We start from the raw sequence: 14,684 nt of genomic DNA on the forward strand, positions 1-14,684 counted from the left end.
CGGACGTTCAGAGCCGCGAGGCGTCGTCCACCACGGTGATGAGCGGCGCGTACAGCCGCATCACGTCCAGCGCCCGCTCGTGGTCCGCGTCGCTCGCCCCGGCGCACGCGTCCGCCACGACCGTCACGGCCGCTCCGGCGTCCGCCGCCGCCAGGGCGGTCGACAGCACGCAGCAGTCGGTCGAGACGCCCGTCAGCACCAGGTGCGGGTGGTCACCGACGACTGCCTGGAGGCCCGTCCCCCACTTGCCGAACGTCGGCTCGGTCACGACGGGGTCGTTGCGATCCCCTGCCGCACTCGCGAAGGGTTCGGTCAGCGCGTACAGCGGGTCGGCGTCCGGCACGAGGGCGAAGGGCCACTTGCGGTAGTACGGCACCCAGGCGCCCTGCGGGCGCTGGGGCGCGACGAACCGGGTGAACACCGTGCGGCCGGTGAACCGGGGCAGCAGACGTTCGATGCCGGCACCGGCGTGGTCGTACCGCGGGGCGGCCCACGGGGACTCCCCCGTGAAGACCTGCTGCATGTCGATGACGACGAGCCAGGCATCGTCGCGGACGATCGTGCTCACCGCTGTGCTTCCTGGCGCCGGACGGAGCCCCGGGCGAACAGCAGGGTGCCGAGGAACCCGACGACCAGGGCGACCAGCACTCCGAGGTTCGCGTACGCCCAGGCACCGTCGCGTCCGCCGAGCCCGAACGGCTCGAGCAGGTACCCCTGCCACGACAGCCACGCCGGCGACGCCAGCGTCACCAGGCCCCACCCGAGCGCCGTGCCGACCGCGACCAGGGCGATCGCACCCCACCGGACGTCGCCGTACCGGCCGTGACGGTCGTCGAGCTCGCCCTCGGCGTAGGCAGTGCGCCGGAGCAGGACGTCGGCGACGAAGATGCCGGCCCACACCGCGATCGGCACGCCGAGGGTGATGAGGAACGCCTGGAACGGCTTGGCGAAGCCCGTCGCGAAGAAGACGATGTAGATCGAACCCGCGACCATGAACACACCGTCGACCCCGGCGGCGACCGGCCGCGGGATCTTCACGCCGACGCTCAGCAGCGCGAGGCCCGACGAGTAGATGTCGAGCACCGCGCCGCCGACGAGCCCGAGGATCGCGACGAGGGCGAACGGGATGAGGAACCACACCGGCAGGATCGTGGTGAGCGCGCCGATCGGGTCGTCCTGGATCGCGGCGTTCAGGTCTGGTGACGAGCCGGCGAGCAAGACACCGAAGACCACGAGGATCGCTGGTGCCAGCGCTCCACCGAAGGTCGTCCAGCCGACGACTCCCCCGGTGGACGACGAGCGCGGCAGGTACCGCGAGTAGTCGGCCGCGGCGTTCACCCAGCCCAGCCCGAAGCCGGTCATCACGAGCACGAGCGCGCCGATGAACTGCTGGGCACTGCCCGTCGGCATCGCGGCGACCGCGGCGAAGTCGATGGACGGCACCGCGAGCACGACGTAGACGACGGTGAGCACCCCCGTGATGACCGTGATCCAGGTCTGCAGGCGCATGATCACGTCGAAGCCCGCGACGCCGGCCCCGACCACGAGCGCGGCGACCACGACGAGGGCGACGACCTTCGTCAGCACCCCGCCGTCCCAGCCGAGCTCGGTGAAGACCGTCGAGGTCGCGAGGACCGCCAGTGCGGCCAGCGAGGTCTCCCACCCGACGGTGAGGATCCAGCTGAGGAACGAGGGCACCCGGTTGCCACGGACTCCGAAGGCCGCGCGGCTCAGCACCATCGTCGGCGCCGACCCGCGCTTGCCGGCGATCGCGACGATGCCGCACAGCAGGAACGAGAACACCACCCCGATGACCGAGACGACGGTGGCCTGCCAGAACGAGATGCCGAAGCCGACGACGAAGGACCCGTAGGCGATTCCGAGGACGGAGATGTTCGCCGCGAACCACGGCCAGAACAGTCCCCGCGGGGTGCCCTTGCGGTCGGACTCGGCGATGACGTCGAGGCCCTGCCGTTCGACGGTGCGGACCTCGGGCGCGGCGGTGGTGGGCCCGGAGTTCGTGGGCGCTGTGCTCATCCGCTGAGCGTAGCGCCGGAGCGACTACCCGAACAGGTTCACGGGCCGCACGATGTCGGCGTAGATCAGCAGCGCGCTCATCCCCGCCAGCAGCACCACGACGACCATCGTGAGCGGCATCGTCTTCGCCAGGTCGATGGGGCCCGGGTCCGCCTTGCCGACGAGCTTGAAGGATCGTCGCTTGATCGCCTCCCACAGCGCGCCGGCGATGTGCCCGCCGTCGAGCGGCAGCAGCGGCACCATGTTCAGCACGAACAGGCCGATGTTCAACGAGGCCAGCAGCCCGAGGATCGTGTACGCCTTGTCGACCACCGGCACGCCGCTCATCGACGAGACCTCGCCGATCGCGCGGCCGACACCGACGACCGACACGGGGCTGTCCTGCGACCGCTCCTGCGCGCCGAACGCAGCGTTCCAGACGGCCACGAGGCGCTGCGGCAGGTCGATGATGAGGTGCGCCGACGCGGAGATCTGCGCACCCGTCGCGGGCAGGACCTCGGCCGGCGACTGCCGCACGAGCGACTGCCCGATGCTGACGCCGACGACACCGACCCGCTGGGTCTTCGTCGTGCCGTCGTCGTTCGTGACGACCTTGCCCTCGGCGTCGTAGACGTCACGGGTGGCGGTCGTCGGGGTGATCTCGAGCGTCTTCCGGGCGCCGTCGCGCTCGACGACGACCGTGACCTGCTCGCCGGCGGACTCCTGGAAGACCTCGGAGACGCGCGCGATGGTCGGGTCCTGCTCGCCGTTCACCGAGAGCACGACGTCGCCGGACGCGATGCCGGCCTGCTTCGCCGGCGACTCCGGGTCGCCCGAGGTGCACTCGGTCGCCTGGCTGGTCGGCAGGACGCAGTCGACGCTCGACGTGAAGGTCGTGGTCGGTGATCCGAAGCCGCACAGCAGCACGCCGAACAGCACGATGCCGATCACCAGGTTCATCGCGGGGCCCGCGACCATCACGATGATGCGCTTCCAGGGGGTGAGTCGGTAGAAGGCACGGGAGTCGTCGCCGCCCGAGTCCGCGATCTGCTCGGCACTGGCCTGGCGGGCGTCCTGCACGAACGCCCCGTACATGCCGGTGTTCGTGATCGCACTCGGACGGCCGGAGGCACGCGGCTTGAGCATGCCGACCATCGAGATGTACCCGCCGAGCAGGATCGGGCGGATGCCGTACTCGGTCTCGCCCCGCTTGAACGACCACATGGCCTTGCCGAACCCCAGCGAGTACTGCGTCACCTTGACGTTGAACAGCTTCGCGAAGGACAGGTGTCCCAGCTCGTGGAGTCCGATCGAGACCAGCAGGCCGATGATGAAGACGACCACGCCGAGGACGAAGAGCAGGACGGATTCGACGGTCACCGGGAAAGGGTACGGGACGGTTGCCATGACGGAGCCGAGCGCCGTCTGAGAGGCGAGCTGGGCCTCCAGGCCTGTGCGTCACGTCCGCGGTCTGCCGCCTCCGCGTCGGACGGGAGGCGCGACTCGGGTCAGCGGGGCAGCGCGCGGTCCGCCGCGGCGCGGGCCCAGTGCTCCGCCGCCAGCACGCCGTCGAGTGACGGCTCCCCCGCCGTGTGCTCCTCGACGACGCGCTCCACCGTGTCGACGATGTCCAGGAAACCGATCGCGCCGGCGTGGAACGCGGTGACCGCCTGCTCGTTCGCGGCGTTGAACACGGCCGGGAACGTGCCGCCCAGCTCACCCACCCGCTTGGCGAGGGCGACGGCACCGAAGGCGTCCTGGTCGAGCGGCTCGAAGGTCCAGGTGCTCGCCGTGGTCCAGTCGAGCGGCACGCCGACGCCGGGCACCCGGTCCGGCCAGGCGAGACCGAGCGCGATCGGTAGGCGCATGTCCGGCGGCGAGGCCTGGGCGATGGTGGAACCGTCGACGAACTCGACCATCGAGTGCACGATCGACTGCGCGTGCACCGTGACGTCGATGCGGTCGTAGGGCACGCCGAAGAGCAGGTGCGCCTCGATGACCTCGAGGCCCTTGTTGACGAGCGTGGCGGAGTTCGTCGTGACGACGAGTCCCATGTCCCACGTCGGGTGCGCCAGCGCCTGCGCGGGCGTGACGTCGCGGAGGTCCGCACGCGTGCGACCACGGAACGGTCCGCCGCTCGCGGTCAGGACGAGGCGCTGCACCTCGGCATCGGCACCGGAGCGGAGCGCCTGCGCGATCGCCGAGTGCTCGCTGTCCACGGGGACGATCTGGCCCGGCGCTGCAGCCTGCTGCACCAGGGAGCCGCCCACGATGAGGCTCTCCTTGTTGGCGAGCGCCAGCGTCGCGCCGGTCTCGAGTGCCGCGAGCGTCGGTCCGAGGCCGACCGAGCCCGTGATGCCGTTCAGGACGACGTCGGCCTCGACGCTGCGGACGAGCTGCTCGGACTCCTGCGCCCCGAACGCCGTGTCGCGCACACCGAACCGGGCGGCCTGCTCGGCGACCAGGTCGCGGTTGCTGCCGGCGGTCAGGCCGACGACCTCGAACCGGTCGGGGTTGCGGGCGACGACGTCGAGCGCCTGCGTGCCGATCGAGCCGGTGCTGCCGAGGACGACGATGCGGCGCCGCGCCACGGTCAGCCCTTCGCGAGGATGTCGACCACGAAGACGAGGGTGGCGTTCTTCGGGATGCCCGAGCCCTCCTGCGGGTTCGCACCGTAGGCGTCCTCCGGCGTGGCGACGATCAGCACCTGGGAACCGACCTTCTGGCCGACGAGCCCGGTGACGAAGCCCTTGATGAGCGCGCTCTCGGAGACCGTGAAGGTCGTCGGGGCGCCCTTCGACCACGAGGAGTCGAACTCCTTGCCGGTGCTGTAGACGACGCCCTTGTACTGCACGAGGGCGGTGTCGCCGTCGGCGATGGACGCGCCGTCGCCCTGCTTGAGGACCTCGACGGTCGTCTTCGTCGGGGCCTTCACACCGTCGGGGATCGTGATCTCCGGCTCGCCGGACGCCTTGTCCTTGACCGTCGGCAGGCCGGGATCCTGGTCCTGCGGGGTGCCGTTCGCCTTGGTGGGGGTCTGTGCGACGACGTCCGCGACCACGACGATCTCGCCGCCGGTGTTGAATCCGAGCGCCGACGACTGGCCGACCGCGGCGACGCGGTCGCCGACCTTCGAGCAGGCGAGCAGGGCTCCGAAGCCCGAGCCGCCGACGGACAGGACCTGCGGGTTGCCCTCGTCGAAGCCGACGGTGCCGAGCTTCTTGGCGTCGGACGCCTCGTAGACCGTGTACGACACCTGGGCGTAGTCGCCCTCGTCCAGCGACGCGCCCTTGCCCGTCACGAGCTTGGTGGCCTGCGGGGTCTTCGCCGACAGGCCGGCCTCGAACTTGACCGTCGGGGCCTTCGCGCCGCCGAACGAGCCGGTCGCACGGATCGCGTCGGACGACTTGCCCGGGTCTGGGCAGGACGTGATCGCCGAGGCGGTGGCACTGGCGGTCGGGGTCGGCGACGCCGTGGACCCGTCCGAACCGGAGCCGGAGCATGCGGCGAGTCCCAGCACGACGGCGGGGACGAGGGCGATCGGGAGCAGGCGCAGACGCTTCACGGGACCCTAGTCTGCCCCACGTGCCGAAGAGTCCCCTGCCAATGTCGCGGCACGGACGACCGTCTCGGCCTCGTGGTGCACCGGGAAGGCGACGGAGCGTGCGATGAAGCAGAGCTGGCTGGCGGTGGCGTGCGCGGCTTCGGCATCGGCGACGCGGTCGGCCTCGAGGATCGTCACGACCGGGTGCAGGGTCGCCCCGGTGAGCTCGCCCGAGCCGTCGCGGTTCAGGTTCAGCGACGCCGTGGCCGTGTCACGGTAGTCGACGACGGTGAAGCCCTGGGTGACCGCGACGTGCAGGTAGCTGAGCATGTGGCACTGGGCCAACGCCGCGACGACGAGTTCCTCCGGGTTCCAGCGGTCGCGGTCACCGCGGAACGTGGGGTCGGCGGAGCCGGGCACGTCGGGCTTGCCGACCGCCGACACGACGTGGTCACGGCCGTAGTCGCGGTAGCCGGAGGTACCGGTGCCGCGGTCCCCCGTCCAGCTGACGGAGACCTCGTAGGTGTGGTCCTGCACGCGGGTGCCCCTTCGTCGGCGTCGCTGGCGGTCGTCCGCCCTGGCTAGCATGGCGGCATGACGGTGAGCCACGAAGTCCGCACTGATCGCCATCCTCTCACCGCCGACGGGTCGGTCGAACTCGCGGTCCTCGACCGGTCCGGGTTCGACGAGAGCCGGCACATCGGCGCCGGGGTCGTGGTCGACTCCGCGGGAGCCGTGGTCGACTCGGTCGGCGACGCCACCGCCAGCATCTACCCGCGCTCGACGATGAAGCCGTTCCAAGCCCTCGCCGTCCGCCGCGCCGGTGCCCTGTTCTCCGACGAGGAACTCGTCCTCACCACCGCGAGCCACGCCGGCACCGCCGCGCACCAGGCCCTCGCCCTGCACATGCTCGAGTCGTTCGACCACGTCGAGGCCGACCTCGGGTGCCCGCCGGACATGCCCTTCGACCGCGCGACCGGCCGGACGATGGACGGTCCCCGACGCCTGGCGATGAACTGCTCGGGCAAGCACGCCGGCATGCTCGCCGCCTGCCGCGTCAACGGCTGGGACGAGGCGACGTACCTGGACATCGAGCACCCCATGCAGCAGCGTGTCCGCTCGGTGGTCGAGGAGTACACGCACGAGACGGTGGACCTGGTGGGCACCGACGGCTGCGGCGCCCCCGTGTTCCCGCTCACGCTGACCGGACTCGCACGCGGCTTCGCCGGTGTCGTCGCCCGTGCCGACGACGACTCCGCGGCGCTGACCGACGCCGTCCTGGCGCACCCGTGGGCGATCGACGGCGTCGGGCGGGCGAACACCGTCACGATCGAGCGACTGCAGGTCCTGGCGAAGCTCGGTGCCGAGGGCGTCATGGTCATGGGGCTCCCCGGCGGTGCCGCGGTCGCGGTGAAGGTGTTGGACGGATCGCAGCGCGCGGGCACCCTCGCAGCACTGGCCCTGTTGCAGCGGAACGGGTTGGTGGGTGCCGACGGCGTGGCCGAGGTGCTCGCGGCGACCGGTGAGCAGGTGCTCGGCGGTGGTGTGCCGGTCGGCGCGGTCCGGGTCGGCTCCGGCCTGCGCTGAGGCCCTCACCCGACGAGCTCCGGCAGTAGCGGGAGCACCGGTGTGAGCGTGACTCCGCGTCGGTCGGGTGGGCGACGGACGGTGCAGCCGTAGCGGGTGACCTCGACCGCGGCGTCCCAGAGCCGTGGCATCGTGCCGAGGCCCGGCACGAGCACGACCGTGCCGCTCGGACGTCCGGACCGGTCGAGCCGCGCGAGCACCGCCGTTCCGTCAGGCACCGCTGCGCCGTCAGGTACGGCTGCGCCGTCAGGTACCGCCGCGCCGGCGGGCAGCGCCGCGGTCTCGCCGGCGGGGGTCTCGAGTCGGCCGGCCGTGCGGAGGTCGTCGCACGGGTCGGCGGTGGCACGGAGCTGTTCGGCGATCGCCTGGAACACCGCGGCGGCCAGTGCCCCGGTGCCGACGACCACGACGTGACCGGTCGTGTCGGTCTCCCACGGGACACCGTCCGGGCCGTGGCCGAGCAGAAGCCGTCCGGGTGCGCTCGGACGGAGGGGCTCGACCGTCGCTGCGGAGTCGTCGCCGGACAGCGACTCCGGTTCGTGGCGTCCGTCCGCACTGGACCGGTACAGCAGGACGTCGAGCACCGCGCAGCACCCGGCGGCTGCGAACGCCACCGGACGGGACGCGCCGTCGAGGGGCGCGAACACCCCGGCGAGCACGAGCACGACGGCGGTCCCGACCAGGACGCACCGAGCAGCGAACGGGGTCATGCCTCCATCGCACCAGAAGCGCGACGGTGCCGGGGCGGCCCCGACCGATCTGTGGAGAAGGTCGGGACCGCTACTGCACGAGGAAGAACTGCTCGCCGATGTCCACGCGTGCACCGCGCTCCACGCGGTAGCGGCGCCCCGGCTCGCACCGGCGGATCGAACCGTCGATGTGCCGGACGACGGTGCCGTTGCCGGAGAACCGATCGGACACCCACAGGTCGTCGCCGTCACGACCGAGTTCGAGGTGGGTCTTGGAGACCGACTTGCCCGGGTCGTGGACGGTCAGCAGGTCGTCGTAGCGCTCCCCCGGCTGCGGACGCGGCAGACGGCCGAGCAGTCCGGTGCCGTGCACGCCGAAGCGCTCGCCCGTGCTGAAGTGCAGCAGGAACGGCGCGCGCGTCGGGGTCTTCGAGACGATGCGGGTCTCATCGACGTCCTCGTCGAGTTCGTCGTCGTCAGCACGGGCCTCGGGGCGCTCCGACGGCGGGAGCGGGACCTCGGGCGTCATCGCCCCGGGGACCGGTGGCAGCGGCGCGGCGAGCGGGGTCTGCGCCGTCGGAGCCCAGGACCGTTCGGCTCCCTGCGACTCGCCGGACTCTGCCGCATCACCGGGCTCGGCCGGCTCCGTGACCGGTGCCGCGTGTGCGCCGCGGGGATGCCCACCCGGTCGCGATGCCTCGCTGTCCGGCAGGGCCGACTCGTCGTCGGCAGCGCCGTCGTCGGAGGCGCCGTCGTCGGAGACGCCGTCGTCGGTCGCGGCCTCGTCGAGCGTGATCTCGTCGGCAGCGGTCTCACCGGCAGCAGTCTCGTCGACCGGGATCTCGTCGTCCGGCACGGCTGCCGACGACGATCCGCCCGCTCCAGCCGACTCCTCGCCGGAGTGCTCGGTCGCCCAGTCCGGACGCGCCATGGGCAGCGGCACGACCGGCCCGGTGAAGGCGGCGGTCACGGCAGGCCGGACGGCACCGCACTCGCCGCAGAAGATGTCGTCCGGCTCGAGGCGGTTGCCGCAGACGTGGCAGATGGTCGTGGCGTGCATTCCCGGCGTCACGAGGGGTGCGGGCCGCGGCGGTCGGCGGTCGATCAGCGGCTCGACCACGGCGGTGTCCCCTGGCTGTGGCGGGGACACGACGGGCACAGCGGTGGACTGTTCGCCGGCGCCGTTCGGTCCGGGCGCATCCGCGTCGGGCCCCGCGGGGGCAGACGCGTCCTGCGTGGCGTCAGCCGAGGAGGTGTCGGCGTCGCGACCAGACGTGGTCGGGATCGGCGGCACGACGGGTACGTCGGGTTCCGACGGCGCCCCGGGTTCCGCTGCGGCGTCCGGCTCGACTGCGGCGCCTCGACCGACCCACCACGAGGGGCCGCTCGGAGCGGCGGTCGGGGCGGGAGCGACGGGCGGCGCCCACACCGGGGCCGGGGCCTCGTCGGGCGCCGGGGTCGCGGGGCGCTCGTCCACGGGGGCCAAGCGCGTGCGCTCGGGGTCGTCGGCCAGGGCGTCCGCGGGCTCGGACCGATAGGCGTCCGGGTCGAGCGGCGGTTCGTCCTGAACAGGTGCGGCGCCAGGCTGCGCGGCCGCGTTCGACCAGTCGCCGAGGCCCGAACCCGAACCGTGCACGTGCGACGGTGCCTCGCGCGGGGCGAGGTCGTCAGGGCGCTGGACCGGCACGGCAGCCGGGGGCTCGGTGTCGCGGCAGTCGGCACCGGTCAGCCAGGCGCGGGTGGCGGGGTCGAGGGTCGACTCGGGCAGCCACGCGTCGGCGGCCGGATCGGAGCGACGCCCGTGGGCGTCGGGCTGCTGCAGGGGCGGTGGCGGGGCCTGCTCGACGGGGGTCGGAGCGACCGGCCGGCGGCTCGCCCCGGCGGTCACCGCGCGTCCGCACTCACCGCAGAAGATCGCCCCGTCCGGGAGCATCGATCCACAGTGTTCGCATCTGATCACGGTCTGCCTCTGTCCTCACTCGGCCGTCCACGACGCTCGTCAGGCCTCCGGCCATCGTAGTCACCGCGTCTCGCCGAGCCCTGACCGGTCGTCCCGCGCGGTCGATCGGGTCCGCGCAGGGACCGGAGCGACACGGCGGTGCGGAACCGCTCACGCCGCGTCCGACCGGCACGCAGGGTCCCGACGGCGTCGTCCGTCGCCGACCACATCCGGTCGGCAGCGACCTGGTCGACGTCGCTCGGTCCGAACACCGCCCGGTCCGCGAGCGCGGCCAGTCCAGTCCCGCCCTCACCCGGGGCACCGGCGACGGTCTCGCGCCGGGTGGCCGATCCGGCGACGTCGTGCCCGCGGTCGAGGAGCGCGTCGCGGTACTCGTCCCACGCGCCGACGATGCGGCCGCGTGGCGTCGGTGCGCGACGACGCCGACGACGACGGATCCGCTTCAGCAGGACGATCACGCCGAACGGCAGGAGGACGAGCGCGATCAGCCCGAGCGCACCGAGCACCCAGGGCAGTGCCGCCAGCAGGATCTGCAGCCACAGCGGCTGCACGGGCGGCGTGTTCCGGTCGCTCTGCGGCGGCGCCTGCTGGTCCTGGTCCTGCTGGTCGACCGGGGGTGGCGGCACGACGGTCTCGGGGCGGGTCACCGGCTGCGGCGTCTGCTGCTGCTCGTTCGGGATCTCGCGGACGCTCGGGTTCGGGTTGAGCATCACCCATCCCCACTGCGCGGTGTCGACCTCGATACGGGCCGTGACATCCGAGCCGCGGAAGGTGGTGGTGCCCCCACTCGCCGACGCCCCGGCGGACCCGGAGTCGCCGCCGGCGGTGAAGCCCATGACGACCCGGGCCGGGAACCCGAGCTCGTCGGCCATCAGCGCTGCGGCGGCCGCGTACTGCTCCTGGTCGCCGATCATCAGCGGCGACGTCAAGAGCTCCTGGATGCGGTCGGCACCGTGCCCGGAACGACTCATCCGGTCGTCGCCGACGCCGTGGCTGACGTAGCCGTTGCGCTTGAGGGCCTGGATCACCGCGACCAGCTTCGCGCCCGACGACGCATCGGCGTCGGTCGTGGCCTCGACCGTCTCGCGGACGGCGTCCGGCACGTCGCGCACCGTCGGGACCGCTGCGCTCCCGGGGCGGGCCGCCTCGAGCTGCGCGTCAGTCGGCTGGTCCGGCACCACGGCGGTGAGGTCGTACGCGGTGCCGTCACGGACCCCGCCGACCACGGCGCCGGTCTGCGTCGAGCCGTTGTAGAAGAAGGACCCGCGCTCGTCATCGGCGTCGGCACCGGTGAACTCGACGCGCTCCAGGTCGCCCACCGTCGGCAACCAGACCCCGCTGTAGCCGTCGACGGTCACCCCGACGCGCACCCTCGTGCCGGTCACGCCGCGGACGTCGACCGACGTCGGCACGCGCTCGAACGTGCCCGACGCCGAGGAGCCGTCCGACCCGCCGACGCGGTAGACGACGCCGTCGTAGGTGTCGAGCGTCGCGATGCGCACGAACCCGGTCTCCGGCAGTCCGGTGACCCGGAGCTGCGCCGTGTCCGCGGCGCTCCGCTCCTCGTACGCCCGGAACCCGCTGAGCGGGCTGACGTAGTCGCGCGGGTCGAAGGGCTTGACGACGTCGGTCCGGGCGACGGTGCGCTCGTTCCCGGGCGGTGCGACCAGCCCGAGTCCGGTGGCGACGACGGCCGCCGCCACGATCGTGCCCGTGCCGACGAGCGCAGGGCGCACGACGGACCGTGCGATCGGCACCGCCGACCCGATCGTGGTCGCGACGGCGACCGCGCGACGCGCGTGCCGCACCGTCAGCGCCCAGACGAGCGCGATGGCGACGAGCACGACGGCCGTCACGATCGACGTGTCCAGCCGACTCGGCCCGACGACGACCCCGACCGCGAACAGCACCAGTGCCGGGATGCTCGCGAGTTCCTGCCTGGAGGCTCGGGTCGCCACGCTCACGGCCGTCACCGTGGCGACGAGGAGCGTCACGAAGTACGGCACGAGGAGCGCCTCGTACGACCCGACCGGCAGGCTGATGGTCACCAGCTGCTTCCACCCGAGCGCGACACCGGCGAACAGCGCGAGCAAGCCCGGCCCCGTGGGCAGGACCCCGTTGGCCTGGCCGGGCACGGCCGCGGGCACACCGGCGAGCGTGAACGCCGCCACCGTCGCGATCGCCACGACGACGAGCGGCAGACGCAGGACCGCGCCGACGAGGGCGACGAGCGTGCCGAAGACGATCGCGGTCACCGCCGCGACGATCATCGAGTCGTCGCGGTAGACCGGCCACCAGGACACGCTCGCGACCGCGAGCAGGAGCCACACGACGAGGGTCCCGCCGGCGAGACGGAACGGCGCGAGCCGTCGGGCATCGCGCCGATGGGAACGGCGGGTCGACCGGCGAGCACGCTCTGGCGGCGGCGTCGGAGTGGTCACCGGAGCGGCGCTCACGCGGCGGCCGATCGGTGGAGGGCGTGCCGGAGGTCGTCCAGGTACCCGATGGTCATCACGGTCAACCCTGCGACGCGCAGGAACCGCGGCTGCGCTTCGGGCTCGCAGATCACCGCGACGACCTCGACCCCGACCGGGAAGCGCGTCGCCGCGAGCCGGAGTGCCGGCAACCCGATCGTCGAACCGACGACCAGGAACGCCACCGAGATGCCCTCGGTGTCGCTGCCGACGATCCGCGAGACCTCGGCGATGGGCAGGCAGGCATCGGCGAGTCCGACAGAGGCGAAGTCGTCGAGGAGGCGAGTGGGGGTGACGGTCGGCAGGGTCCGTACCGCGTAGACCGCGCGCTTCGCGAACTCCGGAGTGCGCTCGGACACGACGACCGAGACCTCCCGGCCGTCGCGGATCGCGCGGGCACCGAGCGACGCCGCCGCGCTCACCGCGAGCTCGAACTCCTCGTCGTCGCCGAACTCCGACCGGGCGATCCCGAGCGCCACGACCAGGTGCGAGCGGCGCGTGTCCTCGAACTGGCGCACCATCAGGGCGCCCGACTTCGCCGTCGACTTCCAGTGGATGGTTCGGGGGTCGTCACCGGGCATGTACTCGCGGATGGCGTGGAAGGCGATGTCGGCCGGTGACAGGTCGGTGGTCGCCTGCCCCTCGAGGTCGCGCACCAGCCCCGTGCTCGTCGACGGGATCGCGATCGTGCGCGGGTGCACGATGACCTGCTCGCGCGCTGTCCACACGACCTCGCGACGGACGAGACCGACCGGGTCGGCGCGGACACCGGTGACCGGACCCACGTCGAGCACGCCGCGGCGCACGGTCGGCACCGGCACCAGCTGCTCGAACGTGCCGTGCGCGCCGATCGCCGGGATCGCGACGTCGACCAGACCCGGACCGACCGGCACCTCGACCGTCGTCGGCACCGAGGGCAGGCGCGTCGGGTTCTCCGCGGTGACCACCACACCGGCCTCGTCGCCGACCGCCACCCGGTGCTGCGGCAGGCGCATCCGGATCACCAGACGAGTCCGGCCGATGAGCGCGATCGCCGCCACGACGACCAGCACCGCCCCCGCGAACCCGACGACGACGATCTCGCGCAGGCCGAACCGGTAGCCGGCGACGAACGCGACGAGCGTGAGCGCGGCGACCGTCCAACCGAGCCCGGTGACGACGGACGAGACCTCGCCCCAGGAACGCTTGACGAGCCTCCAGACCGTCGCCCAGATCCGGACGATCCCGACGACCGCATCCGCGGCGACGCCTTCGCGGTCACCGACGATCCGCGAGCGGACGTTGGTCAGGCCGGCGACCGTCCCCGTGCGCTCGTACGCCGTCGTCCCGCGACGCGACCGCGTCGAGGACGGACGGCGCGAGCGCGTGGAGACGGGCCGGCGGTCCGTCACGTCGTGACTCGGTCGGCGGGCGGCGGCGTCTCCACCAGCAGCTGCGCGATGACGCTCGGCGCGCTGACACCGTCGAACTCCGCCTCGGCGTCGAGCACCAGGCGGTGCGCCAGCACAGGCACGGCGAGGGCCTTGACGTCGTCCGGGGTGACGTAGTGGCGGCCGCTCAGCGCAGCGAGCACACGTGCCGACCGGATGAGACCCATGGCGCCGCGGACACTGACGCCGAGGCGGACCTCGCTGGCCGAACGCGTCGCGTCGACCAGCCGTGCGACGTAGTCGGCGATGACGGCGTCGACGTGCATCGTGCGCGCCAGCGCGGCCATCTCGGTGATCGTCGCCGCGGGCACCACGCTCGCGAGCGGCACCGATGCCGACGGCGCCGACGAGGTCTCGAGGATCTTCACCGTGGCGGCGTGGTCGGGGTAGCCGATCGAGGTCTTCATGAGGAAGCGGTCGAGCTGCGCCTCGGGCAGGCGGTACGTGCCGGCCTGCTCGATCGGGTTCTGCGTCGCGATGACCATGAACGGGGCCGCCAGGCGGTGGCTCACGCCGTCGACGGTGATCGCCGACTCCTCCATCGCCTCGAGCAGGGCCGACTGCGTCTTCGGGCTCGCACGGTTGATCTCGTCGGCGAGGACGATGTTGGCGAAGACCGGGCCGCGGTGGAAGTCGAACTCCTGGGTGCGCTGGTCGTAGACGCTGATGCCGGTGATGTCGCCGGGCAGCAGGTCGGGGGTGAACTGGATGCGGTTCGTCGTCCCCTGCACGCTCTGCGCCATCGCCCGCGCCAGGCTCGTCTTGCCCGTGCCGGGGACGTCCTCGAGCAGCAGGTGCCCCTCGCTGAGCATCGCCGTCACCGCGAGGCGGATCACGAACGTCTTCCCGAGGAGCACCTGCTCGACGTTGGTCACGATGCGGCCTGCGACGTCGGCGAACCAGGTGGCCTGCTCCGGGGTCATGCTCATGCGTGGTCGTTCCTCGTTCTCGGGGATGGCGGTGTGTGCAGCGTACGGTCCGCGG

At 72.5% G+C, this 14,684-nt stretch carries 12 protein-coding genes; 1 reads left to right on the forward strand and 11 read right to left on the reverse strand.

The window, feature by feature from the left end; genetic code table 11:
• Positions 1-7: 7 nt before the first annotated feature.
• From ACVKXF_RS09915 to ACVKXF_RS09940, 6 genes are all read right to left on the reverse strand, one after another.
• Positions 8-568, reverse strand: a complete 561-nt coding sequence (locus ACVKXF_RS09915) for a cysteine hydrolase family protein (protein WP_456795599.1) — start codon at positions 566-568, stop codon at positions 8-10.
• Positions 565-2,037 carry a purine-cytosine permease family protein gene (locus tag ACVKXF_RS09920; RefSeq protein ID WP_456795600.1) on the reverse strand — a complete coding sequence of 491 codons (1,473 nt, stop codon included), beginning with the start codon at positions 2,035-2,037 and terminating at the stop codon, positions 565-567. Before ACVKXF_RS09920 ends, ACVKXF_RS09915 begins: the two co-directional genes overlap by 4 nt.
• 24 nt (positions 2,038-2,061) lie before the next feature.
• Entirely contained in the window at positions 2,062-3,396 is a 1,335-nt protein-coding gene (locus tag ACVKXF_RS09925; protein ID WP_185021336.1) for a M50 family metallopeptidase, read from the reverse strand.
• 128 nt (positions 3,397-3,524) lie between these two features.
• Complete coding sequence (gene dxr, locus ACVKXF_RS09930; protein WP_456795601.1) at positions 3,525-4,607, reverse strand: 1-deoxy-D-xylulose-5-phosphate reductoisomerase; 1,083 nt, start codon at positions 4,605-4,607, stop codon at positions 3,525-3,527.
• Positions 4,608-4,609: 2 nt separating this feature from the next.
• On the reverse strand, positions 4,610-5,581 hold the full coding sequence (locus ACVKXF_RS09935) for an FKBP-type peptidyl-prolyl cis-trans isomerase (RefSeq protein WP_222657829.1): 972 nt from the start codon (positions 5,579-5,581) through the stop codon (positions 4,610-4,612).
• 6 nt (positions 5,582-5,587) lie between these two features.
• Positions 5,588-6,097, reverse strand: coding sequence for an OsmC family protein (locus ACVKXF_RS09940; protein ID WP_456795602.1), 510 nt, complete (start codon positions 6,095-6,097; stop codon positions 5,588-5,590).
• 57 nt (positions 6,098-6,154) lie between these two features.
• Between ACVKXF_RS09940 and ACVKXF_RS09945 the strand changes: the two genes are divergently transcribed.
• Positions 6,155-7,147, forward strand: coding sequence for an asparaginase (locus ACVKXF_RS09945; protein WP_340197604.1), 993 nt, complete (start codon positions 6,155-6,157; stop codon positions 7,145-7,147).
• 5 nt (positions 7,148-7,152) lie between these two features.
• Here the strand turns inward: ACVKXF_RS09945 and ACVKXF_RS09950 are convergent, their stop codons facing one another.
• From ACVKXF_RS09950 to ACVKXF_RS09970, 5 genes are all read right to left on the reverse strand, one after another.
• Positions 7,153-7,857: a hypothetical protein gene (locus ACVKXF_RS09950; protein ID WP_456795603.1), complete on the reverse strand. Its 705-nt coding sequence runs from the start codon at positions 7,855-7,857 to the stop codon at positions 7,153-7,155.
• Positions 7,858-7,927: 70 nt separating this feature from the next.
• Complete coding sequence (locus ACVKXF_RS09955) at positions 7,928-9,796, reverse strand: zinc-ribbon domain-containing protein (RefSeq protein ID WP_456795604.1); 1,869 nt, start codon at positions 9,794-9,796, stop codon at positions 7,928-7,930.
• The gene (locus ACVKXF_RS09960; RefSeq protein ID WP_456795605.1) at positions 9,793-12,237 is read right to left on the reverse strand and encodes a DUF3488 domain-containing protein; all 2,445 of its coding nucleotides are present in this window, start codon (positions 12,235-12,237) and stop codon (positions 9,793-9,795) included. Before ACVKXF_RS09960 ends, ACVKXF_RS09955 begins: the two co-directional genes overlap by 4 nt.
• Before the next feature lie 11 nt (positions 12,238-12,248).
• Positions 12,249-13,661: a DUF58 domain-containing protein gene (locus ACVKXF_RS09965; RefSeq protein WP_456795606.1), complete on the reverse strand. Its 1,413-nt coding sequence runs from the start codon at positions 13,659-13,661 to the stop codon at positions 12,249-12,251.
• Complete coding sequence (locus ACVKXF_RS09970) at positions 13,658-14,629, reverse strand: AAA family ATPase (protein ID WP_456795607.1); 972 nt, start codon at positions 14,627-14,629, stop codon at positions 13,658-13,660. Before ACVKXF_RS09970 ends, ACVKXF_RS09965 begins: the two co-directional genes overlap by 4 nt.
• Positions 14,630-14,684 lie beyond the last annotated feature (55 nt).

This window comes from Curtobacterium sp. PvP017 (genome assembly GCF_054060195.1).